At 31.6% G+C, this 23,363-nt stretch carries 24 protein-coding genes and 1 pseudogene; 6 read left to right on the forward strand and 19 right to left on the reverse strand.

Going from position 1 to position 23,363, the window contains the following annotated elements:
* From ACKVOV_RS09060 to ACKVOV_RS09085, 6 genes and pseudogenes are all read right to left on the reverse strand, one after another.
* Positions 1–1,961, reverse strand: a pseudogene (locus tag ACKVOV_RS09060) (hypothetical protein); the annotation flags it as partial.
* Positions 1,962–2,028: 67 nt separating this feature from the next.
* Positions 2,029–2,964, reverse strand: a complete 936-nt coding sequence (locus ACKVOV_RS09065; protein WP_409206442.1) for a methionyl-tRNA formyltransferase — start codon at positions 2,962–2,964, stop codon at positions 2,029–2,031.
* Between the two features lies 1 nt (position 2,965).
* Complete coding sequence (locus ACKVOV_RS09070) at positions 2,966–4,114, reverse strand: ABC transporter substrate-binding protein (RefSeq protein ID WP_409206443.1); 1,149 nt, start codon at positions 4,112–4,114, stop codon at positions 2,966–2,968.
* A 67-nt stretch (positions 4,115–4,181) separates the two neighbouring features.
* Entirely contained in the window at positions 4,182–4,736 is a 555-nt protein-coding gene (locus ACKVOV_RS09075; protein ID WP_409206444.1) for a phage tail protein, read from the reverse strand.
* Between the two features lie 44 nt (positions 4,737–4,780).
* A complete protein-coding gene (locus ACKVOV_RS09080) occupies positions 4,781–5,335 on the reverse strand; it encodes a phage tail protein (protein WP_409206445.1) in 555 nt (184 codons plus the stop codon).
* Positions 5,336–5,499: 164 nt separating this feature from the next.
* A complete protein-coding gene (locus ACKVOV_RS09085; protein WP_409206446.1) occupies positions 5,500–7,353 on the reverse strand; it encodes a hypothetical protein in 1,854 nt (617 codons plus the stop codon).
* Positions 7,354–7,594: 241 nt separating this feature from the next.
* Between ACKVOV_RS09085 and ACKVOV_RS09090 the strand changes: the two genes are divergently transcribed.
* Genes ACKVOV_RS09090 through ACKVOV_RS09105 form a run of 4 tightly spaced genes read left to right on the forward strand, consistent with a single transcriptional unit; the run spans position 7,595 to position 10,015 of the window.
* Positions 7,595–7,909, forward strand: coding sequence for a hypothetical protein (locus ACKVOV_RS09090; RefSeq protein ID WP_409206447.1), 315 nt, complete (start codon positions 7,595–7,597; stop codon positions 7,907–7,909).
* A gap of 4 nt (positions 7,910–7,913) precedes the next feature.
* Entirely contained in the window at positions 7,914–8,537 is a 624-nt protein-coding gene (locus tag ACKVOV_RS09095) for a hypothetical protein (RefSeq protein ID WP_409206448.1), read from the forward strand.
* A 1-nt stretch (position 8,538) separates the two neighbouring features.
* Positions 8,539–9,333 carry a sensor histidine kinase gene (locus tag ACKVOV_RS09100; RefSeq protein WP_409206449.1) on the forward strand — a complete coding sequence of 265 codons (795 nt, stop codon included), beginning with the start codon at positions 8,539–8,541 and terminating at the stop codon, positions 9,331–9,333.
* 4 nt (positions 9,334–9,337) lie between these two features.
* A complete protein-coding gene (locus ACKVOV_RS09105) occupies positions 9,338–10,015 on the forward strand; it encodes a response regulator (RefSeq protein ID WP_409206450.1) in 678 nt (225 codons plus the stop codon).
* Positions 10,016–10,175: 160 nt separating this feature from the next.
* Here ACKVOV_RS09105 and ACKVOV_RS09110 read toward each other — a convergent pair whose 3' ends face one another.
* From ACKVOV_RS09110 to ACKVOV_RS09125, 4 genes are all read right to left on the reverse strand, one after another.
* Positions 10,176–12,377, reverse strand: coding sequence for a TonB-dependent receptor (locus tag ACKVOV_RS09110; RefSeq protein ID WP_409206451.1), 2,202 nt, complete (start codon positions 12,375–12,377; stop codon positions 10,176–10,178).
* On the reverse strand, positions 12,377–13,669 hold the full coding sequence (locus ACKVOV_RS09115) for a hypothetical protein (RefSeq protein WP_409206452.1): 1,293 nt from the start codon (positions 13,667–13,669) through the stop codon (positions 12,377–12,379). The genes ACKVOV_RS09110 and ACKVOV_RS09115 overlap by 1 nt, the downstream gene beginning before the upstream one ends.
* A 78-nt stretch (positions 13,670–13,747) precedes the next feature.
* Positions 13,748–14,299 (reverse strand): DUF4331 family protein, encoded by a 552-nt coding sequence (locus ACKVOV_RS09120; protein ID WP_409206453.1) that lies wholly within the window; start codon positions 14,297–14,299, stop codon positions 13,748–13,750.
* A gap of 25 nt (positions 14,300–14,324) precedes the next feature.
* Positions 14,325–14,975, reverse strand: coding sequence for a DUF4331 family protein (locus ACKVOV_RS09125; protein WP_409206454.1), 651 nt, complete (start codon positions 14,973–14,975; stop codon positions 14,325–14,327).
* A 209-nt stretch (positions 14,976–15,184) separates the two neighbouring features.
* On the opposite strand from ACKVOV_RS09125, the gene ACKVOV_RS09130 reads away from it, so the two are divergent.
* Together ACKVOV_RS09130 and ACKVOV_RS09135 are read left to right on the forward strand one after the other, a co-directional pair.
* The gene (locus tag ACKVOV_RS09130) at positions 15,185–15,715 is read left to right on the forward strand and encodes an RNA polymerase sigma factor (protein WP_409206455.1); all 531 of its coding nucleotides are present in this window, start codon (positions 15,185–15,187) and stop codon (positions 15,713–15,715) included.
* 2 nt (positions 15,716–15,717) lie between these two features.
* A complete protein-coding gene (locus tag ACKVOV_RS09135) occupies positions 15,718–16,506 on the forward strand; it encodes an anti-sigma factor domain-containing protein (protein ID WP_409206456.1) in 789 nt (262 codons plus the stop codon).
* A gap of 232 nt (positions 16,507–16,738) precedes the next feature.
* Here ACKVOV_RS09135 and ftsY read toward each other — a convergent pair whose 3' ends face one another.
* From ftsY to ACKVOV_RS09180, 9 genes are all read right to left on the reverse strand, one after another.
* Complete coding sequence (gene ftsY / locus ACKVOV_RS09140; protein WP_409206457.1) at positions 16,739–17,692, reverse strand: signal recognition particle-docking protein FtsY; 954 nt, start codon at positions 17,690–17,692, stop codon at positions 16,739–16,741.
* Positions 17,693–17,972: 280 nt separating this feature from the next.
* Positions 17,973–18,125, reverse strand: a complete 153-nt coding sequence (locus ACKVOV_RS09145; protein ID WP_348076206.1) for a DUF4295 domain-containing protein — start codon at positions 18,123–18,125, stop codon at positions 17,973–17,975.
* Positions 18,126–18,133: 8 nt separating this feature from the next.
* Complete coding sequence (rpmG, locus tag ACKVOV_RS09150) at positions 18,134–18,316, reverse strand: 50S ribosomal protein L33 (RefSeq protein ID WP_011963553.1); 183 nt, start codon at positions 18,314–18,316, stop codon at positions 18,134–18,136.
* A gap of 26 nt (positions 18,317–18,342) precedes the next feature.
* Positions 18,343–18,579, reverse strand: a complete 237-nt coding sequence (rpmB, locus tag ACKVOV_RS09155; RefSeq protein WP_091472963.1) for a 50S ribosomal protein L28 — start codon at positions 18,577–18,579, stop codon at positions 18,343–18,345.
* A gap of 74 nt (positions 18,580–18,653) precedes the next feature.
* On the reverse strand, positions 18,654–19,904 hold the full coding sequence (locus ACKVOV_RS09160; protein ID WP_409206458.1) for a CinA family nicotinamide mononucleotide deamidase-related protein: 1,251 nt from the start codon (positions 19,902–19,904) through the stop codon (positions 18,654–18,656).
* A gap of 48 nt (positions 19,905–19,952) precedes the next feature.
* Positions 19,953–20,297: an Hpt domain-containing protein gene (locus ACKVOV_RS09165; RefSeq protein ID WP_409206459.1), complete on the reverse strand. Its 345-nt coding sequence runs from the start codon at positions 20,295–20,297 to the stop codon at positions 19,953–19,955.
* 3 nt (positions 20,298–20,300) lie between these two features.
* On the reverse strand, positions 20,301–20,912 hold the full coding sequence (locus ACKVOV_RS09170) for a fumarylacetoacetate hydrolase family protein (RefSeq protein WP_409206460.1): 612 nt from the start codon (positions 20,910–20,912) through the stop codon (positions 20,301–20,303).
* A 46-nt stretch (positions 20,913–20,958) separates the two neighbouring features.
* Positions 20,959–21,729, reverse strand: a complete 771-nt coding sequence (locus ACKVOV_RS09175; protein WP_409206461.1) for an exonuclease domain-containing protein — start codon at positions 21,727–21,729, stop codon at positions 20,959–20,961.
* 288 nt (positions 21,730–22,017) lie between these two features.
* Positions 22,018–23,328, reverse strand: coding sequence for a dihydrolipoamide acetyltransferase family protein (locus ACKVOV_RS09180; RefSeq protein WP_409206462.1), 1,311 nt, complete (start codon positions 23,326–23,328; stop codon positions 22,018–22,020).
* Positions 23,329–23,363: the final 35 nt, after the last annotated feature.

Consider the following 23,363-nt stretch of genomic DNA (forward strand, 5'->3'; position numbering starts at 1 on the left):
CAACTATTAGCATCTGTCACAGTACAAGTCCATGTGCCTGCACTTAATCCTGTTACTGAAACTGTACCATCTCCTGTTGGGTTACCCGGAGTCCAGTTATAAGTATAACCTCCTGCTCCTCCTGTTGGGGTATTGATAGTTGCTGCACCAGTTGCCCCTCCAAAACAAGCCACATTAGTTTGTGATGAAGCTGTTACTGATAAAGCTGGTGGTTGTGTTACTGTAAATGTTTGTGTTGCAGTACAACTATTAGCATCTGTCACAGTACAAGTCCATGACCCAGCACTTAATCCAGTTACTGAAACAGTTCCGTCTCCTGTTGGGTTGCCTGGTGTCCAGTTGTAAGTATAACCGCCTGCTCCTCCTGTTGGTGTATTAATGCTTGCAGCACCATTAGATCCTCCAAAACAAGCCACATTAGTTTGTGATGCAGCTGTTACTGATATAGCTGGTGGTTGTGTTACCGTAAATGTTCTTGTTGCAGTACAACTATTAGCATCTGTCACAGTACAAGTCCATGACCCAGCACTTAATCCAGTTACAGAAATTGTTCCATCTCCTGTTGGGTTACCTGGAGTCCAATTGTAAGTATAACCTCCTGCTCCTCCTGTTGGTGTATTGATGCTTGCAGCTCCATTAGATCCTCCAAAACAAGACACATTAGTTTGTGAAGCAGCTGTCACAACAATTGCAGTAGGTTGAGTTATAGTAAATGTTTGTGTTGCAGAACAAGCAAGATTATCAGTCACAGTACAAGTGTAATTTCCTGCTGCTAATCCAGAAGCTGTTGCTCCTGTACCACCGCTAGGTGCCCATGAGTAAGTATAAGGTGCAAAACCTCCGCTTGCGCTTACAGTAGCGGTTCCGTTAGATCCTGAATTACAAGAAACGTTGGTTTGACTTAAAGCTGCCAAAATAGGTGTTGAAATTGTTAGTGTTCCCGAGTTTGAATTAGTAAAACACGAAGGAACTCCATTAGAAATTACACAACGATATAAATACCCACTCATTCCTGATGTTGCACCAGTTATAGTCATTATGTTAGTGGTAACATTTGAATATGGAGCCCCATTTGTAAGATTAGTAAAGCCTGATCCTGTATTCACTTGCCACTGATAAGCTGTTGCACCTGTTGCAACTACACCAAAAGTAGTATTACCACCTGAACAAATAGTTCTATTTGGAGGATTTGAAGTAACTACTGGCGCAACACATGAAGGTGTCTCATATAATCGAAAGTTATCTATTCCCCATTCTTCATTAGGACCTTCAGAAAAAACACGAATACGTAAACTCATTGTAGTTCCAGTACCAACAATAGTTTTGATAAATTCGCCAAACACATTTGTTAATTGCGTACCATCTCCGCAACCATTGTTGTCTGTGTCTTCGTATAGGTATTTGTCATTAGATCCTGTTGCACTTCCTCTATTGTAAAATCTAATTAAGTTTACGAAAGCTCCTCCATCTATACTATATTCAACTATGATATAATCGGTATTAGTTGTGCCTACTCCACTTATACAAGCATTTATGTTATCCCATGGTTCATTAGTACTTGCAGCTGCAATTAGACCTCTAAAACTTAATCCCGACTTACCTGCAATGTTAATACCAGTCCAATCAATTTGTAGCTCATTTAATGGATTGCTTGCTGGAAGTGCACCTTGTGCTCCACTAGCAGTAAATCCAGTACCTGCAGCATTATGATCTTCTCCAGCCCAGAAATTTGTTCCTTGTTTTGACGTGAAAGGAACAACTTGAGAAATAGTTGATCCGTCCGTCAATTTAAAGTAAGAAACACTTGGAAGAGGTGTTGTTCCTCCATTTTCTTCTGGTGTTCGGGTTCCGCTTGAAGGGGCTCCTGCCGCTTCAAAAGTGTCGCTCCAAAATTGTGTTTGTGCTTGCCCCAAAAAGCTTACAAACAGAAGAGCTACTAATAAAGTAAATTTTTGTTTCATGTTGGTTTATTTGTGTTAATATTTAGAATGCGTATGTTTAAATTAATTATTTTCCAAAGGTACTTTTTTAATTGAAAATATTACCTGTTAAATTTCTGTTTGCCATAATTTGTTTCGCTGTCATAATACCTTCATCGGTACTCATAATTTCTATAGCTATTTGTTGATTGTCTGAACAAGCTACATTTATTGTATTATCTTCTGCCAATTGTAATATTGTACCTGGCATTGCATTATTATGTCCTTCATGAATTAGTGAAGCTGATATAATTTTTATTTGTTCCCCTAAAAAAGATGCATCTGCACCCGTGTTCCAGGGATTACAAGCATTTATTAATGCTATAATTTCAGAAGCTTCCATTTTTTTCCAATTTATATATGTATCCGATAATTGAGGTTTTTCATAATAGTAAGATTCCGTCTCATCTTGAATAGAGCTTGGTATTTTACTCGCAAATTGAAGCATATTGGCTACATTTAAAGCTACTTGAGCTACACGACTACTCAATTTTACAGCTAACTTTCCATAAGTTTCGTCTTTATCAATACTTATAGGATCATTAAATATTATGTTTCCTTCATCAAATTTTGAATTCATAAAATGAGCACATATAGCAGTTTCTTTTTCTTGATTTTTTAATACTTCAAAAATAGGCATAACACCTCTATATTGAGGTAATGGCCCCGGATGGAAATTAATAAATTTTTCTGCTCCATACGCTAATACATCGTCTGGAATTAAAAAAGGAAAAGATATAGAAAAAATATAATCTGGTTGGATAGAATTAATCCAAGTGCGCATTTCAGAGATACTTTTTCTATTAGAAAAGGATTGAAAAGGTATATCATTATTCTCACATTCTCTTTCTAGGGCATCTACGATTATTTCGCTTCCTTCACCTATTCCTATTCCAAATAAATACTTTTCGACAGCTAATAATTGTATTGCTTTGAAAGCAAATTTACCTCCACATAAAAGTAATATTTTCTTTTTTTCTTCCATGTTAAATACAGGTATAGCTATTATACCAAGCTGATGTAACGTTATTTAAATCGAGTTCTACTAATTTATCAAACTCCGCTTTTATATCTTTTATTTCAGATCCTAATTTTATTTCACACATTCCATTATTCTCAACAATTAAAGCTTCATATAATGGACTAATAGACATATTTGTTTTTGCGTCAAAAAAAACATGCCCTCTTGGACTTGTGAACTCAAACTTTTGTAAGTCAGAAGCTATTGAAGATATTTTATTTTTATGTTCAGGAATTAAATCTAGTATCTTACTGCATATTTTAGCTCCTTCCCAGCCTAATAATGAAAATAAATTAGGCGTCCTTCCGGAATTTGTAATAGTTTCAATAAAAATATTATTTTCGGAAGAATCTATTTTTTTAGACCACGACACAACTCCGCTTACATTAGTACTTGGGAAAATCGCATTTTCTAACATGGTTTCTTCCATACTAAAAGGAGTTAAATAAATGGGTAAATTTTCGCTCTCAAACCATTTTTTTATTTCTGTAAAATACCATTGCACATAATCTCCGCTAAAAAGGCTTAAAAGTGCACTCTTGGGATTTTGCTCTAAATGATTTTTTACAGACTCCATCGTGAAATCCTCTATCTTATATCCTGTTGCATGATTAAAACAAATAGTACCACCACCATCTTCAAACCCCTTACTAATGCTATAAGTATGTAGATAACCTCCATCATAATAACCTGTTACCATTCCTGCCTTTTCATAACCATCATTAACAGCTTTTTTGGATGTTAACCATGCACCTAATGCATTATGAAGTGAATGATAAAAAATATTAGGACAAGTTGGCCATTCATTAGGTAAATTAGCTCCAGCATCTAAAACAATTAATATCTTATTAGCCGCAAGAAAAAGAGGTTTTAGTAATTCAGCTGTTCTGTGACCTATATAAGCTATTACCAAATCTACATTTTCGTCTAATAACAATCTTTCTGCACTTCTATAACATTGCTGTTTATCAGCACCGAAACTTATATTCTCAGTAATTATCTTAACATCTTCCCTACCTATAAGCTTCAAGCCAGATCGCAATCCCTCAAATATATCAAAACCAATGGTTTCATAAAAGGTAGATCTTGGTAATAAAATTCCTATTTTTTGCATAAATTTTAATACTAAAAAAAAGGAAATCTCGAATTCAAGATTTCCTTTTTTTGATTTCCTTTTTTTGTTAATTTCTACTTGGAAATATCCCTTCTACAGCAATACAATAATTTAATGCTAAATATGGGTTTGTTATATTTAATGGAAATCCAGAACCAGCTATACCAGTTTGTCCTGATATAGCTAATGGTCCGTAATTATTACCCACCGTTGAAACAGATGAGTAAAAATCCCCAGTTGCTTGCGCAAGAAAAGCTCCGTTTGGAACATCTGTATCCCCACTCCCTGCTGATACAGGAATATTAACATTTATTCCTTGACCAGGATGAACGTGAGGAGGCATATTTCCATTAATTAATGTAACGCTATTAGCTCCCGCTTGTTCTCCAATGACATAATTTGGCAAACCAGGACCTTGCCCTTGCCCAATAGGGACCCTTCCTTGCAAATTTGGTAAATTAAAGGTCGTTTGACCATTGCCTCCATATGTGGTCCCAATTAACGAAAACAGGGCAGTATATTGAGCAATTGAATAGGTTTGTCCGTTGCAAAAATCGTAACTAATTGGGGAGAAATTAAACCCAAAAATTTTAATTTCCCCTATAAATGGTTCTGTAGACATAATTCTTTTTTTTAAATTATTAAAATAAATTGAAGAACCTTCAATTAGTTACGACTAGGAAAAATTCCATATATCGCTATCGAATAGTTAACTACCAAATAAGGATTCATAATCGAAACAGGCAATCCAGAACCTGCAATTCCAGTTTGTCCTGATACTGCCAATGCTCCATAATTATTACCTGGTGTTGAAACAGATGAGTAAAAATCCCCAGTTGCTTGCGCAAGAAATGACCCATTAGGAACATCAGTATCCCCACTCCCTGCTGATACAGGGATATTAACATTTATTCCTTGAGCTGGGTGAGCATGTGGTGGTAAATTTGAAGATAATAGAGTAACACTCGTTGTTCCGGAAACTTGCCCTAAAGCATAGCTTGGCAATCCAGGTCCAGTACCTTGATTAATAGGCATACGTCCTCTTAAATCAGGCAATCCAAACGTTTGAACTCCATTACCACCGTAAGTGGTACCTAATAATGAAAATAAAGCAGTATTACTGGCAATTGACATGATTTGTCCTGCGCAATCCATATAGCTTCGAGGCGCAAATTGAAAAGCTAAGATTTTAATCTCCCCTATAAATGGTTCTGTTGACATAATTTTTTATTTTAGTTAGTTATATATTGATTTTTTGATTGCTAAGATAATTTAATTTTTTAAAGAAATAATTACTTTTAAAACTAATTCCTTAATTAATTTTACTAAATTATAGTTTTATTAAAAAATAAAACCCCGTATTTATACCTGTTTTTTAAATGTTGTTATTTATCTATTTTTTTAACTTTCAACATATTATTTTTAGGCTTTAATCCTTGTAACCTAACAAAAACGTGACTTAACGATTCTGGCTGAAGTAAATTATTTTTATTATGACAAGAAAAGCAAGAAATAGAGTTAGAATAAGTTGAAGCTGTTGAAGGTGACTGTACAAAAGTTTCCATAGTACTATTTGACAATTGTGCGGTACCGATAGCATCTCCAAGTGGAGTCACCTTAGGAATAGAATCTTTTGGTGTAGGACTTGCATAATTTGCATACGGGTAACTCATTCCGTTCGGGGCATTTCCTCCAAATGTCCAAGTTGCCCCAATTAGTAAATAATTTTTCCTGATGTCATTTCCAACTAACATACTTCTTACAGCATTATTCATAGATATCACTTGGCTATTTGCATCAGCAGGCGTATCATTTTCTTGATTAGGAACAGTATTAGACGCACTACCCCAAGCCATAATTCTTCTAGCGCCTGGACTAAATATTTTTGGATCTTTAACTAAAATTACTTGAACAGAGTCGCTTTTTTTATTTAAACTAACTACTTCTATTGTATCTTTCATGTTTTTAAAATTCTCTTTATCTACATTATCAGAAGCATTAGCATTAAACAACCATCCAGAACCTTTATCTGCTGGAATTTCTTTGATTTTATTATTTGTATCTTTATAAGAATAAGCAGCATTCGGCGTATTTTTTTCGTGTTCAAAAGTAGCCCAAACCATCTCTGGATGACCAGCTACACTACCTACAACGTGCATACCAACCATTGCTAACTTTGCTTTTCTTTCTCCGTTTACAAACCATTTATTTGGGTTCGATTTATTATAAGTAGGAATTATTGCATCAATAGTAATATAGTTACTTAAATTAGGCAAATCTTTAGTTTCAACCCATGATGTTTTAATTTCCATTGCTAGAGCATTTGGATCTGGTGGTGTAGCCCAACCTTCATTTTTTGCATACTTCAGAATTTCATCTAACTCAGTTTGAGTCGTAGGAAATTCATTTAATGATAATTTTCCTGACTTATAACCTGACAAATAATAAGCAAATACATCATTTACCATTGTAATATAATAAACTAAAGATTGGTTTTCTGACATCAAAATACCTGAGGAACCAGCTTGTCCAAGTTCTACGTCGACTGTGTTTCCATTAGAGTCCAGAAAGATATTTTTATTTCCAGCTCTAAATTTGTGTAATACATTTTTCGAATTTGTTTTTACATTTATAATAGCTTTAGGCTTATTTATTATATTTCCTTTATCGTCAATAAAATCCTCTCCTCCTTTAGAATTAGATACTATCTGATTAACTATTACACTCTTATTCATATCATTTTTAACAAATACTTTCTCTTTTTCGGTATTACTTTCTACCTCAAACTTATTTCCGTTTTTGTCAATCACCATAGGAAGCCCATTAGGCCCGTTTTGACTTATACTACTAGAAGCTCTTAACATTGTATTAGAATCGTGAGGGATTAAAGAGCGTTTACCATCTACAATTGGAGAAACTGTGTAAAAAGTAGGCGATTCCATAACTGTTTTCCCTTTATCATTTGATGTAATCCATAAGAACATCTGTTCAGACCACTTATAAAAGTCAAAATTATCATTAAATTTAGATAAACTATTTGCAGGTAAAACCAATCCGTTTTCGGTCGCTTTTTTATTCATAAACCAAGAATCGAAATCGGCTTTAGTAAGCGTATCTTTTTGTAATACATCTTGAGGTAAATAACTTGCTTCAAAATCAGCTTTCTTATTACACCCAAGAAAAATAATCCCTGTTACCGAAAGGCATACTATTAGGATTTTGGAAATTTGTTTTTTCATGATAATTAAATTTAGTAGTTAGTTTAAGTTTATTTGCTTAGTAAAATGAAATGATTATGTCTGTTTTTAAAAAAATTTATAGTTATATCATTTTTACATTCTATAACCATACTGCTAAATTATGGTTTGTAAGAAAATGCATATAGGTATTTATACCTGTTTTTCGTTACGAGTCTTTTTTTATTGAATTTAAATAGTATTTTTGATAGAAATTTTTAAACTAATCATAAAACTAACTATCATGGCAGAAAACACAATTACATTGCAACAAGCACAAGAATGGGCAACTACATGGAGATCAGATCCATCAAATACAGTTAAAGCTCATTTAATTCCTAATGTAGATATCACACAATTATTAAATGAAAATAATGTTGTAGATGTTCGTGCTTATATAGGAGTTGATGAAAATGGTATTAACAAATTAATGCTCGTTGGGGTTGATATTGATGGGAATGATTTGATTGATGACACGAAAGAACAATACATTTACGACTTTACAAAACCTTGCCCAAGTACATGTGACGTAGACAGTCCTTTGTACACATTAAAATAATAATATGAATAATTTTTTTGCAGATATTGGCTATTTTATATTACTAATAAATGTAATTCTATTTATTAAGGGCTTTTCTAATAATGGAAAAGCCTTTAAAATTTTTACGATATATTCTGTATTAATTTTTATTATTCAATTAATTGTAAATGTCTTAAATTATTTAAAAATAAATAATTTATTCTTATCTCATTTCTATTTTATACTCCAGTTTTTTTTATTAAGTTTTTTTTACTTAACAATCCTAAAAGTAAATTTTCAAAAAACAACAATTAAGCTTTTATTAATTCTGTGTCCACTTATCTTAGTGATACAATATTTAATGGATCCAAATTTATTTTTTGAATTTAATTTATTTGAAATATTTATTACTTCTTTTCCTATTATTATTTACTCAACATACTATCTATATAATTTATTAAATGAAAAAAAAGATTTTTATTATATTAACCTAGGTATATTAATCTATTTATTTGGAAGTACCGTATTGTTTCTTGTAGGAAATCTAGTAGCAAAACTAGATAATAATTTAAATGATATCCCATGGATTTTAAATTCAGCTTTATACATTATGTATCAATTATTTATACTAGTTGAATGGAAAAATAATTTTTCTAAAAAAATATAATATGAAAATAAATACAATCCCTCAAAACGAAATAATATGTGTAATTATTTACACCTTTATTGCGTTTCTTTTAATGGCTTTTGTATTAATTTTATTCTTTTATTTCTCACGAATAAAAATTGTAAAAAATGAAATAGAAAAAAGATTTTTAGAATCTAAACATCAAAAAAGTTTATTACACTCTGTTATTAAAACTCAAGAAGATGAGCGAAAAAGAATAGCACAGGATTTACATGACGATATTAGTTCTAAACTAAATATTGTTTCACTAAACAGTCATTTGTTACTAACACCCAATTTATCACAAAAAGAAATTACCGAAATAACAAATAACATCATTAATCTTACAAAAAAAACCTTAGATAATTCCAGAAGAATTGCACATGACTTATTACCTCCTGTATTAGAAAAATTTGGTTTAGATGCCGGTGTAAAAGAATTGTGTCTAGAATTTAATAGTAGTAAATCAGTATCCGTTAAATACGAAAATTTCATTTCGTTCAATGATAATAATGATGAACAAAAACATCTTCATGTTTTTAGAATTTTACAAGAGCTTATGAATAATTCTCTTCGACATGGTAAAGCATCATCTATTTCTATTCTTTTTGAAAATGAAGATGGCATAAATTATTGCAAATATTCTGACAACGGAATTGGTTTTGACACTACTATATTAGACAATAAAAAGGGTTTAGGAATGAAAAATATAGAAAGTAGAATAAGTTTTTTAAATGGCACCTTAAATATAAATTCAGAGATAAATAAAGGAACACAAATTATTTTTAATTTTTAATATCATGGATGATAAAATCAAAATAATCCTTGCTGATGATGAAATTTTATTTAGAAAAGGAATTTCATTTTTATTACAAAGAGAAAAAAATATAGAAATTATTTTTGAAGTATCTAATGGAAGTGAATTATTATCTTTCTTAAAAGAAAGTACTATTCATCCCGACATTATTATGATGGATCTTAAAATGCCGCTTTTAAATGGTGTTGAAGCGACTAAAATTATAAATAATGATTTTCCGAAAATTAAAATTATTGCTTTAACTAGTTATGATTCGAAATCTTTTATTGCAAATATGATAAATATTGGAGCCGCATCATATTTGATAAAAAACAGTACTCCAACTGAAATGATAGAAACAATAAACGAAGTCTCGGAAAAAGGATTTTACTATAACGAAAATGTACTACAAGTTATACACGATGGAATATTAGCTTCAAACACAAAGCTAAAAAGTATTTTCGACGAAGACTATTTAACTAATAGAGAAAAAGAAGTATTACAATTAATTTGCAAACAATTAAGTACTAATGATATTGCTGAAAAACTATTTATAAGTAACAGAACCGTAGATGGTCATAGAAATAACTTATTACTAAAAACAGAATCTAAAAATGTTGCAGGATTAGTTGTGTATGCAATACAAAACAAGATTATTAGTATCGATAATTTATCTATTTAATATTAATAAATTATCTGTAATCATTTTTGATGGAGATTTAAAACAACATAAAAAAGCCCATTAGATAAATTACTAATGAGCTTTTAAACAAACATAAAAACAAAACTAAACTAACTTTATAATTTCCTTTTTTAGATGAACTAGAGTTTCTTTATTAATTTTAAAACCTATAAGTCACTTTAGCTTTAAGAAATAATGGTACTCCTGGTGTAAAATGTATTTCTTCAATACTTTGAGTCTCATTTTTCAATCTGCTTTCAGTCGCAAATTGAGTTTCATTCCATTTTGTATTAAAAATATTTTCGCCTGAAATTCCAAAAATTACATTTTTGTATTCATAATTTATATTCAAATCCGAAACCATATATCCTTTTGCTACAATCGAATTGTCTTCATTGGCTGGTCGAGATTTTAGATATCGATAATGAAATCCTCCCGAAAAACCTTTATATTTATTAACACTAAATCCTCCTGTCGATGTAAAATCAGGTGCCAACGGAACATAATCTTGTCCTTTTGGTGCATCAATACTTCTGGCATAAGTATAATTTACATCGGTATCAAAAAACAAATAATTAGATAACTGGTAACGCAAACCAAAATCGAAACCCATTCGTTTTGTTCTTCCTGAAATCTCAACCGTTGCAGCATCGCCAACATATACTAATTCTTCTTCTAGATTTAGCATCCAAATAGCTGAGTTAAGCAATAGTTTAGGAAATGGTTTTACAATAATTCCTAAATCAGAACCAAAAGCAGTTGGCAAAATTTGTTTTCCAGCATTAGCAACTACAACTCGGGTATCGTTAGAATGAAACCCAAAACCAGATTTTAAGTAAAACTGCAAATTATTATTTTGTGTAAAGATAAAGTTCAATTTTGGCGAAAATTTAGCTTTATTTTCAGTTTGTGTTTTGTAATTTGTTGCCAATTTATCTTGGTAATCAAACTTAAAATAATCGAATCTAATTGCTGGATTTATCTTTAATTTTCCGAAATCAAATTCAGTATTCAGGTAGGAAAAAACATTCGTTTCGTCTATATCTCCTAATTTCAAATTATTCAAAGTTGTATAACGTCCTACTGTATGCGATAATTCGGTATTTTTTGTAGCATCATTTCTGAAACCAAAACCCAACTGAAAATTAGAATTTGTTCCTTTTTTATTTAATTCTGTATTTAGACCAAAAATATCTCTATTTTCTTTTTGGCTTATTTGATCTCCATTTATTGGATCTTCTAAGAAAAATGTAAAATTAGAATATAACTCAAAATTATATTTTGAATAAAAAGCATTCGCTTTTAGCATCATATTTTCATCAATAGGTTTTGATAATGAAATGTTCAAATTTGTTCTCGATGTTTTTCCGCCTTCAGTATCATCAACAGCACCAAATCTTGAAATTAATCCAGCATTAATCAACCGTTGTGGAACTTGTCCAGAAGCATCCCATTTACTTGTAAAATTAGAAGCATTGATAGAAAACTTACTATTATCAGCAAAAACTGATGTATATTTTCCAAATAAATTAATACGTTTAAAATTTTGTGGTGCGTCAAATGCACCATCGGTCATAATATATTCTGTTGCTAAATAAGCATTCTGATTTTTTTGTTTTTCTAATAAATTAAAAAGCCCAACAGTTTTGAAAGTGTTAAATTGTCCAGCTTCAACACTTATCATATTCTTCTCTATTTTTTCCTTTGTTAAAAACGAGACATAACCCGCTGTAGCAAAATCACCTTTATTGGCATAATAAGTTCCTTTTCCAAAATCTATTTTTTCGACCGTTTCTGGAATCACAAAATGCAAATCGGCATAACCTTGTCCGTGAGCGTGAGAAACCATATTTACTGGCATTCCGTCTATTGAAACGGCAATATCTGTTCCGTGATCGATGTCGAAACCACGTAAAAACATTTGCTCTGCTTTTCCGCCACCTGCATGCTGACCAATAAATAATCCTGGAACTTTTCGTAAAATTTCTTGCGAAGAATTTACTGGAGTAGTTTGTAAATCTATTTTAGAAATAACATTCATTGCATTTAGTTTTGACCGAATAACTACTTGATCCAAATTAAAAGCATCATCTTCCAAAACTATCGAAATCTCATTAGATACAATTGTATATTCTAATTTCTTAAATCCTAAAGCTGTAATGATTAACACATCTGAAATATTAGTTTTATCTATATTAAAATTGCCAAATTCATCGGTATGTGCGTGATATTTAGAATTTATATTCAATAAATATGCATTTTCGACAGGATTCCCTAATGAATCTATTACTATGCCTTTTTGCATTTGTGCAAAACTCGAAAATGTAATGAATGAAATTAAAATTGTAAAAAGTGATTTCATTACAAATTATTTATTTTTTGTTCTAAAACTGGTCCTAATTCAAAAGTACTCGCTAACAATTCTTTCTTTATAGGTGCTAGTTTAGCTAATAAATTATTGGCTTTATAAATCGTTGCTAAATGATAGTTCAATTTTGGTTCAAAAGATTTTCCAACTACATACTTTTCTTCAATTTCTAATGCTTTTTCACTATCACCAAGATTATAATATGACCATGCTAATAAATCGTAAGAATCTGGAGTTGGTCGATGATCTATTTCAATTTTTGCAATTTCTAATGCTTTTGAAGCTGTAGTTTTGTCATCAGCATAAATTAAAGTATTGTATTTGTTATACATCGCTCCATAATTATGATCTGTAAGCATTTTAAAATAAGAGGCTAGATTTTGTTTTTCACTATCAGTATTTTTCTCATATTCGGCAATTTGAGATTTTAGTAAATAAAAATCTGGCGAATTGTGTTTTTTAGAAACTACATTGATAATTCGTTTGGCTTCCGTTGTATTTTTTTCATGAGAAAAAGCAATCCAAGCAATTCCTTTTAGTGCATACGAATTGTTAGGCTCTACAGCTAATGTTTTCAGGTAATAATCATAAGAAGCTTTTATATTTCCCGCATGACCATTTAGATCTCCAAGGTTAGAAAATGTCCAGATTTTTAATCCTTTACTATCGTTTGTAATGGCTATATCTCTTGCTTTTTCCATAAATGAAATGGCAGTTTTTAAATCTCCTAGATGATCATTCCATTTCGAAATTCTAATTAAATAATCGAAATCTTTCATGTCCGTTAGAGAATTTAAGTTTTTCTGAGCTTCAGTATAATTTCCCAATTCCATATTCACATCAAAAAGTAATTTCTGAGTTTCTTTCATTCCTTCTCCAATTGCCAGAGCTTTGTTTGCCAATAATAAAGCTTCTTTGAAACGATGTTGTGAAATATAATTTCTACCCAAAGAACGAATGGTACCTACATAAGCATATTTGAAAGTTTCGTTCGATTTTAATAATAATTCTTCAGTTTTATACAAATCATTAATATTTCCAGTTATTTCAAATAATTTCGAATAATTCGAAGCTATTTGAGATAAATAAGTAATTTGATTTGGAGCTGCATCGAATTTTTTTTGCCAAAAATCTATTTCAGACTTTGCAAAATCTAACGATTTATTTTCTTTCATTTCTAGAAAGACGTTGTAATCTTTTGGGTTTGTAACTTGATCTATTTTTTTTTCGCAACTTATCATTACTAAAGTGGCAAAAAATAGAATTACTAAATTGAATGTTTTCATTGCGTTTGTTTTTGTATGTTATGTTTTATTTTTAAAAAATTAGAGCGCATAATTTTTATACGCTCTAATTATAATAATTTACCAAGCAGAAGCTAAGTAAGGAAATGAAGCAGAAAAGGTTTTATCGTTTGCATTAACATGATCAGAAGTAAGTCCTGCATTTGAAGTTCCAGCTGGACCACCAAAAATTAAAAGTAGTTCAGTATCAATAACATCATCAGCAAGAGCGCGTCCAGTTAATACATTTGTACCATCAAAAAATGTAGTAGTTCCAGTTTTTGCAACACCTAAAACATCAGTAGCTAACAATCCTGTAAGCTGAGCCGCTGTTTGACCTAATGCATTTGTAGTATATCCAGAATTTAAAGCCAACAATCTTGACTGAAAAATAGATTGATAATTTGCACCCATCATTGAAGGAATTGTAGCGTTAAATGCATCTTTAGGGGCTCCAGAAGCAATAAAAACAGTATTTATAGCTGGTCTAGCCATTTGATCTTTTTGCACATAAGTTCCAGAAAAATCTGTTGTTGGTGCTGTAGGAACTACATCGTCATCATTGTTACAACTTGTAAACATTGCTATACCTACAATTGACAATGCTATAATTTTAAATTTATTTGTTTTCATCTTTTTACTTTTATTAAAAATTAAATTATTGTTTTTGTTTAGTCTCTGCCCAAACATTAATAGTTGTAGAAGTTCCTAACATAGATTTTGGTACTTCAATAATTGTAGCTAAAACATTAGTTCCAGCAAAAGTATCCGTCCCAGGATTGTTAAATCCAGTTGCAGTTCCTGCAAGAATAGCTTTAAACTGATTTAAGTCGAAAAAGAATGGATCATCTCTTGGTCCTGCAAAAAACTTCATCCCGTTTGAAGTTGAAGTAATTGGAGCTTGTCCGTACTGAGAAATATCAACACTTCCTGAAGACGAAGCAGTCTTAACTGTGCTAGATGTTCCTGTTGTTCCTGGAGCAGTTGGTCCAAAAAAGTACATTTTACCATCTCTTTTAATTGCTTGAATAACAAGGTCTTCTACATTGTCGCCTGTGTTATCAATGTTAATCTCTGTCATAACATTTTCATTAAACGCAGCTGCAGCTGTTGCTCCTGGACTTAACAATCCTTGTGTGTTTACTACGAATACCATGTTATTTGTATCTTGCCCTTGAAAAGCATATACATCGGTAATATCATTTGCATTACCTGTTACTGCTGGAGCATCTGCGTGATCAGCAGCAATTAATAATAGACCTGAAATCGCAACAAACGATAGACCTAAATACATTTTTGTTTTTTTCATTGTTTTAAATTTTTAATGATTATAAATTGATTTACGCAGAATAGTTCTTTATGGTTTTAAAAAAAGTAATTTTTTTTAAAAATAATTTTAAATATTTGATTATCAATATTATATAACTGAATTATTATTTTTTAATAAATTCAAACGAATCATTAATCATCATATTAAATAAACTTTACATAGATTTGTATTAATCAAAAAATGATTTTATGTCACAAGAAGAAGTTTTAGTATTAATAAAAGAAAAAGATAGTCGAGCCTATACCATACTATACGATATGTACTCTAAAAGTCTTTTTGCGGTTATTAATAATTTAGTTAAAGACAGAGAAGAATCTGAAGATGTCTTACAAGAAGTTTTTGTAAAAATCTGGAAAAATATAGATTCTTATAACGAAAGTAAAGGTCGTTTTTATACTTGGGCACTTAATATTGCTCGAAATACAAGTATAGATAAAATGCGTTCTAAAAATTTTAATAATAGCAAAAAAAACCTATCATCCGATAATTTCGTACATCTACTAGATGACAGTAACAAATTAACCAATAAGATTGATACTATTGGAATTCAGGAATTTGTAAAAAAACTAAAGCCAAAATGTATTGCCATAATAGATTTATTATTCTTTAAAGGTTACACTCAGCAAGAAGCTTCAGACGAATTAGAAATTCCTTTAGGAACTGTAAAAACGCAAAATAGAAATTGTATTAACGATCTAAGAAATTTTTTACATTTATAGTTATGGACATAAAAGAATATATAGAATCAGGAATATTAGAACTCTACGTTTACGGTTTACTCGACGAAACCCAAAACCTAGAAGTTGCCCAAATCGCGAAAAAATACAAAGAGATTAATGATGAAATTATTTCTATAGAAAAATCAATAGTTAATCTTTCTACTAGTTTTTCTCCTTTCTTATCGGTAGAAAATTTTGCTAAAATAAAATCTAAACTAGATATAAAACATACTAAAGTAATAGATTTAAAACCGAAAAATAATCGATTAAATTACATAGGCTGGGCAGCAGCTGCAGTATTCCTTTTAGGAATTGGTTACCAATATAACCAGCAACTAGTGTTTAAAAATGATATTGTTACACTTGAAAAAGAGAAAACAAAATTAAATGAAGTATTGGTTTCTGCTGAAAATAAAAACAAGCAAACTAAGGAAGTTTTGGCTGTAGTTCGTGATTCTAAAAATACTGTAATCAGCCTTGCAGGACAAGCTATTGCACCAACAGCATCAGCAAAAGTATATTGGAACAAAGAAACACAAGTTGTATATGTGGATGCTTCGGGATTACCTGAACCACCTGAAGGAATGGTTTATCAAGTTTGGTCGCTAAAACTAAAACCTGCACTTACACCTACAAGCATAGGATTGTTATCTGACTTTACAGCAGAAAATAATAAAATATTTGCAGTAAATAAAACTGGAAATGCTGAAGCATTTGGAATTACATTAGAACCAGCTGGCGGAAGTAAATCGCCTACTATGGAACAATTATATACTTTAGGAGCAGTATAACAAATACACTAAAATATTATAAAAAAGTAAAACCACTCAAAAAAGAGTGGTTTTACTTTTTTATATACTTAACTAAAGCCAAGATATATAATATTAAAGAAGCAAATAAACATCCTATCTCGAAAGTAAAGTTGTCTTTTGTTGTGCGAGCTAAAAGCATAAAAACTGTTCCAAATATAAATAAATGTAACGGATTCAAGCTTTTGTAATATTCATTTAATTTACTCATATCTTATTTAAAAAAAGAATCTACAAATTCGTATTTATTAAAAACATGTAAGTCATTAATACCTTCTCCAACACCAATATATTTTACAGGAATCTGAAATTGATCTGAAATTCCTATTACTACACCACCTTTTGCCGTTCCATCTAATTTTGTAACTGCTAAGCAAGTAACTTCGGTTGCTGCAGTAAATTGTTTGGCTTGCTCGAATGCATTTTGACCAGTCGAACCATCAAGAACTAACATTACATCATGTGGTGCGTCTGGAATCACTTTTTCCATAACACGTTTTATTTTAGTAAGTTCATTCATTAAACCAACTTTATTATGCAAACGACCAGCGGTATCTATAATTACAACATCGGCATTTTGAGCTACAGCACTTTGCAAAGTATCAAATGCTACTGATGCTGGATCACTTCCCATTTGCTGTCTAACAATTGGAACACCAACTCTATCCGCCCAAATCTGCAATTGATCTATAGCAGCAGCTCTAAATGTATCGCCTGCACCAAGAACTACACTATATCCTGCTTTTTTAAACTGATTGGCTAATTTCCCAATAGTTGTTGTTTTCCCTACTCCATTTACTCCAACAACCATAATTACATATGGCTTTTTATTCTTCGGAACTTCAAATTCTGTGGCTTCGCCTGAGTTGGTTTCGGACAAAAGTCCTGCTATTTCTTCTCGAAGTATTTTGTTAAGTTCGTCTGTTCCTAGATATTTATCGTTAGAAACACGAGCTTCTATTCTCTGAATGATTTTTAGTGTGGTATTTACTCCTACATCTGATGAAACTAGGATTTCTTCAAGATTATCGAGAACATCATCATCGACTTTAGATTTTCCAGCTACGGCTTTTGTTAGTTTTGATAAAAAAGAGTTACTAGATTTTTCCAAACCTTTGTCTAGGTTTTCTTTTTTTTCGGAGGAGAAGATTTTTTTAAAAAAATTCATTTGGTTTCGTTTTTTAGATAATTAGATTTTCAGATAGTTAATCTAAAAACCTAAAAAATTAATAGAAGCCTTTACAATTATCATTTAACCTTCTAATGTTCGAATTACTCTCGTAATTAACTTTTTGTTGCTTCTTTAGCAAAGAAAAGATTTAGCAAACAGCAAGAATTATAATTAGTAAAAATGCACTAACATTTTGCTTCTAAAAAAATTATGCACAAATATAAAATAAAAAAGCTACTTCCGAAAGAAAGTAGCTTTAGTATATTGTTATGTTAGATTATTTCTTTTTTAAGAATGTATCTACCTCTTCTGGTGTCATAATTGCTTCAACAAAAGTGTAAGCACCAGTAACTGGAGATTTTACCATTTTGATTGCTTTAGATAATCTCTTAGAAGCTGTTTGTAAAGTTGCTACGGTTTTCTTTGCCATGACTTATATTATTTAATTTCTTTATGAACAGTTACTCTTTTCAATACTGGATTGAATTTTTTGATCTCCAAACGATCTGGAGTATTCTTTTTGTTTTTAGTTGTAATGTAACGTGAAGTTCCAGCTACGCCAGAAGCTTTATGTTCAGTACACTCTAAAATAACTTGAATTCTATTACCTTTCTTTGCCATCTTGCTATATAGTTTTTAGGACCAGATTATTTTATAAATCCTTCTGACTGCGCTTTTTTCAAAACTGCAGAAATTCCGTTTTTGTTAATCGTTTTGATTGTAGAAGCTGCTACTCTTAGAGTAATCCATCTGTCTTCTTCAGGAAGGTAAAAACGCTTTTTAATCAAGTTCACAGAGAATTTTCTCTTTGTCTTGTTCATTGCGTGAGAAACGTTATTTCCTACCATCGCTCTTTTACCAGTAAGGTCACAAATTCTTGACATTATATTATCTTTTATTGTTATTCAAAATTCAGAGTGCAAAAGAACGAAAAATAAATGGTTGTCGCAAATTATTTTTAGTAGTTTTTTAAAATTTCTTTATAAATTATTTCTAAAGCTTTGTTTACGGTTCTATCGATGACTTTTTCTCGTGGCTGTCCGAAGTTAAATTCTTCCGAAAAAACACCTTTTGGAGTGGCAATTGCAATAAAAACTGTTCCAACTTCGGCATCGGCATCGCCTTTGTTGGGTCCTGCATTTCCTGTTGTGGCAATTGCAAAATCAGATTGGAATATTTTTTTTACCTGAGATGCCATCGATTCGGCAACTTGTTTACTTACTACTGAAAACTCGTCAATAATCTCTTGTGAGACACCCAGAACATTAACTTTTGCTTCCGTTGCATAACTTACAACACTTCCTTTAAAATAATTTGATGAGCCCGAAATTGATGTTAATACTGAAGCTATTTTTCCGCCTGTACAACTTTCGGCGGTAGAAATGGTTAGTTTTTTTTCAGTTAACAATTTCCCTAAAATGACTTCAATAGTTTCATCTTCTTCCAAACCAACAATACAATCAGAAATTATTAATTGTAATTTTTCGACTTGTGACTTGATTTCGTTTTGTAATAATTTTTCGTCTGTTCCTCGAGCAGATAACCTCAGTCTTACTCTTCCCGGACTTGGCAAATAAGCTAATTTAATAAATTCAGGTAAATTATCTTCCCATGTTTCTATTCTTTCAGCCAATAGGCTTTCCCCCACACCATAAGTCAAAATGGTTTTATGAATAATAAACGGTCGTTCGTATTTTGCTGTTAATTTTTGAATTACTTCGTTTTCCATCAAATATTTCATCTCGTATGGCACGCCTGGTAATGAAATAAAAACGGTACCTTCTTTTTGCAACCACATCCCAGGAGCTGTTCCTACTTGATTAAACAAAACTTGACATTTAGAAGGCACAAGTGCTTGATCTTGATTGAGTTTTGTAATTGGTCGTTTAAAATATTGCTCTATAAGTTGCGTAACATGAACTAATACTTTGTTATCAATTACTAATTCATCTTCAAAATATTCACATAAGGTTTTCTTAGTAATATCGTCTTTTGTTGGCCCCAAACCACCCGTTATAATAACAACATCAACTTTATTTTGTAATAAAGAAAGTGTCTTTAATATATGTTGTTTATCATCAGTTATCGAAAGCATTTCGTGTACACCAATTCCTATTTTATCCAAAAATTTGGCTATTACGCCCGAATTTGTATCTACAATTTGTCCAATAAGGATTTCATCACCAACAGTTACTATGGTTGCTTTCATTTTGATTTTTTTGAGATAATAAAGATTCTGAGAAACTAAGATTAAAAATTACAAACTAAAATCTTTTTTAATCTCAGCTAAAGCCAAATCGATTCGACCTGACATGCTTTTGTATATTTCTTTAATTTCTTTTTTCTTGCCTTTGTCTTTAGTCCATTGTTCTATTTGCAAAATTTCTTCATAAGCTGCTTCCATCCCTAATAAATCGAGTGTGGGTTTTATCTTGTGAGCATAACCGTATGCATGAGAGTGATCTTTAGCATTTATTCCTACTTTTATTTGTTGTACATCAGATGGAACTTCTTCTACAAAAAGATTTACTATTTGCAATACAAAGTCCTTATCATCGTCAGAAATCGCGTATACTTTTGCTAAATTATAATGTATTGCCATGCTTTATTTTACTTGAATTCTAAATAATTTATTACCTTCTAAAAAACCTTCCAACACATCGTTAGATAATACTTTTGCAACTCCTGCGGGCGTTCCTGTAAAAATAATATCTCCGATTTTTAGGGTGAAATATTGTGAAACATAAGCGATTAATTCATCTATTTTCCACAACATCATATTTGTATTTCCTTTTTGAACTGTCTTACCATTATTGGTTAACTCAAATGTAAGATTTTCCAGCGAATTGAAATCTTTTTTCGACAAAAAGTCACCAATAACCGCTGAACCGTCAAAAGCTTTTGCTTTTTCCCAAGGCAAACCTTTGTCTTTTAGTTTTTGTTGTAAATCCCGAGCAGTAAAATCGATTCCAACACTAATTTCGTCATAGTATTTATTTGCAAATTTTGCATCAATATACTTACCAACTTTGTTTATTCGTACAATAATTTCGATTTCATGATGAATATCGTCACTAAATTCAGGAATTACAAATGGATGTTGTTTGAGCAAAACTGCTGAATCTGGTTTTAAAAAAACCACAGGTTCCGTTGGACGTTCGTTTTGTAATTCAGCTATGTGCTCGGTATAATTTCTACCTATACAGATTATTTTCATTTCTTAAAATTCAAAGATTTAATGATTCAAAAATTGAAAGATTAAATTATTTAGTATTTAGTTTTCGAAGCTTAATCGCTGTTAAAACCTTCTTAGTATATAAAGGAAAGTCGGCATTTTGAATCCAACTGAAATAACCTGGTTCGGCTTCTAGTACTTTATTAACTTTTGCTCCTTTGTGTTTTCCGAAGGTGAAAATTTCTTCATTATCTTTATCAAAAGCAATCATTCCGGCAAAATCAGCAATTTTTTTTCGGGTTGTGAATTCTGAAAGCGATTTCATATCATTTTCTAATTCAGGATATCGATCAAGTTGTGCTTTTAGAATTTCGTACGTTGCCATGGTATCTGATTCGGCAGAATGAGCATTTTCTAATGATTTTCCAGTGTAAAATTTTAGAGCAGCACTTAAAGTACGTTCTTCCATTTTATGAAAAACAGTTTGTACGTCGACAGAAACTCGTCCTTTCATATCAAAATCGACGCCAGCACGAAGTAATTCTTCTGCCAACAACGGAATATCAAATCTATCAGAATTAAATCCTGCTAAATCTGAATCTTTTATCATATTGTAAACTTGAGAAGCCAATTCGTTGAAAGTTGGTTCGTTAGCTACTTTTTCGTCTGTTATTCCATGCACTGCTGTGGTTTGTGCTGGAATTGGAATGGTAGGATTTACCAACCATGTTTTGCTTTCTTTGTTTCCGTTTGGAAAAACCTTAAATATTGATATCTCTACAATTCTATCTTTTCCTATATCGATTCCTGTGGTTTCGAGATCGAAAAAGCAGATTGGACGTGTTAATTTGAGTTCCATTTAGTTTGTTTGTATTGTTACAAATATAATTGTTAGATTGTAATTGCCCTAATTTTTTTTGCAACGAATTACATATTTTTTTGACCACTGATCACAAAAATAAAGCGGATTTTCGCGGATTAAATAAACCCGAAGTTAGCGGTAAAGGTTTCTTACTAGCCCTGATTGCAGTGAGAATCCTTTTTTGAGGCTTTTCGCCGAAAAAAAGATTGCAACGAAAAGCAGGATTGGCTCCTAAAAAAAAGCGATTCAAAATTTGAATCGCTTGATTGTATTGTTATTTATTTTTTAAAAATCTCTATTCACATCAAATGCTTCTAAGTAATCGGCAACGCGTTTTACGAAGCTTCCTCCTAATGCACCATCTACAACTCGGTGGTCGTATGAATGGGAAAGGAACATTTTTTGACGAATTCCTATAAAATCTCCTTCTGGAGTTTCAATAACTGCAGGTACTTTACGAATGGCTCCAAGAGCTAGAATACCTACTTGTGGCTGGTTGATAATTGGTGTTCCAAAAACTGAACCAAAAGTCCCTACATTAGTCACAGTATAAGTTCCGCCTTGTGTATCGTCTGGTTTTAATTTTCCAGCTTTTGCACGATTTCCTAAATCGTTTACTGCTTTTGCCATGCCAACCAAGTTTAATTGATCTGCATTTTTAATTACAGGAACAATTAAGTTTCCGTTAGGCAAGGCTGCTGCCATTCCTAAGTTAATGTTTTTCTTTTTAATGATATAATCACCATCAACCGAAATATTCATTCCTGGAAAATCTTTTAACGCTTTTGCAACCGCTTCCATCATAATTGGTGTAAAAGTTAGTTTTTCGCCTTCACGTTTTTCGAAAGCATCTTTAACTTTATTTCTCCATTTTACGATATTTGTCACATCTACTTCAATAAACGATTGTACGTGTGCCGATGTTTGTACTGATGCAACCATGTAACCAGAAATAAGCTTACGCATTCTGTCCATTTCAACGATTTCGTCACCTCCATTTACAGAAACTGGAGCTGCTTTTTGAGCCACTGGAGCTACATTTTGAGTTGCTACAACTGGAGCAGTCCCGATAGCTATCGGAGCAACTGCTGGCTGATTTCCTCTATTTTTTATGTAATTTAAAATATCTTCTTTAGTAATTCTTCCGTCTTTTCCAGAACCTTTGATGCTTTCAAGTTCAGCTACTGAAACACCTTCTTCTTTAGCAATGTTTTTTACTAATGGAGAAAAGAATTTTTCTGAATCTGAAAAATTAGCTGGCGCTGCAACTGAATCTTTCGCTGCTTCTACAGTCTTAGCAACTTCTGCAACAGCAACTGGAGTTGCTTCTTGTTTTACAACAGCAACATCTCCGCCTTCAGTTTCAATAATAGCAATAGTTTGCCCAACTTGAACTAAATCATCTTTGTTAAATAATTGCTCTACCAAAATTCCTGAAACTTCACTAGGGACTTCGCTATCTACTTTATCGGTAGCAATTTCTAGAACCGCTTCGTCCATTTCGATTTTGTCACCAACTTGTTTTAACCAATTTGTGATAGTTGCTTCTGCAACGCTTTCTCCCATTTTTGGAAGTTTTAATTCAAATCTTGCCATATTGTTTGCCTAAAAGGTTTTTTGGTTTTGATGAT

Source organism: Flavobacterium sp. (assembly GCF_046153165.1).
Taxonomy (GTDB): Bacteria; Bacteroidota; Bacteroidia; order Flavobacteriales; family Flavobacteriaceae; genus Flavobacterium.

Bases quoted from the DNA above. Each gene is read 5' to 3' on its own strand.
- ACKVOV_RS09065 (WP_409206442.1), bottom strand. From the start codon at position 2,964: ATGGAAGAAAAAAAGAAAATATTACTTTTATGTGGAGGTAAATTTGCT.
- ACKVOV_RS09070 (WP_409206443.1), bottom strand. From the start codon at position 4,114: ATGCAAAAAATAGGAATTTTATTACCAAGATCTACCTTTTATGAAACC.
- ACKVOV_RS09075 (WP_409206444.1), bottom strand. From the start codon at position 4,736: ATGTCTACAGAACCATTTATAGGGGAAATTAAAATTTTTGGGTTTAAT.
- ACKVOV_RS09080 (WP_409206445.1), bottom strand. From the start codon at position 5,335: ATGTCAACAGAACCATTTATAGGGGAGATTAAAATCTTAGCTTTTCAA.
- ACKVOV_RS09085 (WP_409206446.1), bottom strand. From the start codon at position 7,353: ATGAAAAAACAAATTTCCAAAATCCTAATAGTATGCCTTTCGGTAACA.
- ACKVOV_RS09090 (WP_409206447.1), top strand. From the start codon at position 7,595: ATGGCAGAAAACACAATTACATTGCAACAAGCACAAGAATGGGCAACT.
- ACKVOV_RS09095 (WP_409206448.1), top strand. From the start codon at position 7,914: ATGAATAATTTTTTTGCAGATATTGGCTATTTTATATTACTAATAAAT.
- ACKVOV_RS09100 (WP_409206449.1), top strand. From the start codon at position 8,539: ATGAAAATAAATACAATCCCTCAAAACGAAATAATATGTGTAATTATT.
- ACKVOV_RS09105 (WP_409206450.1), top strand. From the start codon at position 9,338: ATGGATGATAAAATCAAAATAATCCTTGCTGATGATGAAATTTTATTT.
- ACKVOV_RS09110 (WP_409206451.1), bottom strand. From the start codon at position 12,377: ATGAAATCACTTTTTACAATTTTAATTTCATTCATTACATTTTCGAGT.
- ACKVOV_RS09115 (WP_409206452.1), bottom strand. From the start codon at position 13,669: ATGAAAACATTCAATTTAGTAATTCTATTTTTTGCCACTTTAGTAATG.
- ACKVOV_RS09120 (WP_409206453.1), bottom strand. From the start codon at position 14,299: ATGAAAACAAATAAATTTAAAATTATAGCATTGTCAATTGTAGGTATA.
- ACKVOV_RS09125 (WP_409206454.1), bottom strand. From the start codon at position 14,975: ATGAAAAAAACAAAAATGTATTTAGGTCTATCGTTTGTTGCGATTTCA.
- ACKVOV_RS09130 (WP_409206455.1), top strand. From the start codon at position 15,185: ATGTCACAAGAAGAAGTTTTAGTATTAATAAAAGAAAAAGATAGTCGA.
- ACKVOV_RS09135 (WP_409206456.1), top strand. From the start codon at position 15,718: ATGGACATAAAAGAATATATAGAATCAGGAATATTAGAACTCTACGTT.
- ftsY (WP_409206457.1), bottom strand. From the start codon at position 17,692: ATGAATTTTTTTAAAAAAATCTTCTCCTCCGAAAAAAAAGAAAACCTA.
- ACKVOV_RS09145 (WP_348076206.1), bottom strand. From the start codon at position 18,125: ATGGCAAAGAAAACCGTAGCAACTTTACAAACAGCTTCTAAGAGATTA.
- rpmG (WP_011963553.1), bottom strand. From the start codon at position 18,316: ATGGCAAAGAAAGGTAATAGAATTCAAGTTATTTTAGAGTGTACTGAA.
- rpmB (WP_091472963.1), bottom strand. From the start codon at position 18,579: ATGTCAAGAATTTGTGACCTTACTGGTAAAAGAGCGATGGTAGGAAAT.
- ACKVOV_RS09160 (WP_409206458.1), bottom strand. From the start codon at position 19,904: ATGAAAGCAACCATAGTAACTGTTGGTGATGAAATCCTTATTGGACAA.
- ACKVOV_RS09165 (WP_409206459.1), bottom strand. From the start codon at position 20,297: ATGGCAATACATTATAATTTAGCAAAAGTATACGCGATTTCTGACGAT.
- ACKVOV_RS09170 (WP_409206460.1), bottom strand. From the start codon at position 20,912: ATGAAAATAATCTGTATAGGTAGAAATTATACCGAGCACATAGCTGAA.
- ACKVOV_RS09175 (WP_409206461.1), bottom strand. From the start codon at position 21,729: ATGGAACTCAAATTAACACGTCCAATCTGCTTTTTCGATCTCGAAACC.
- ACKVOV_RS09180 (WP_409206462.1), bottom strand. From the start codon at position 23,328: ATGGCAAGATTTGAATTAAAACTTCCAAAAATGGGAGAAAGCGTTGCA.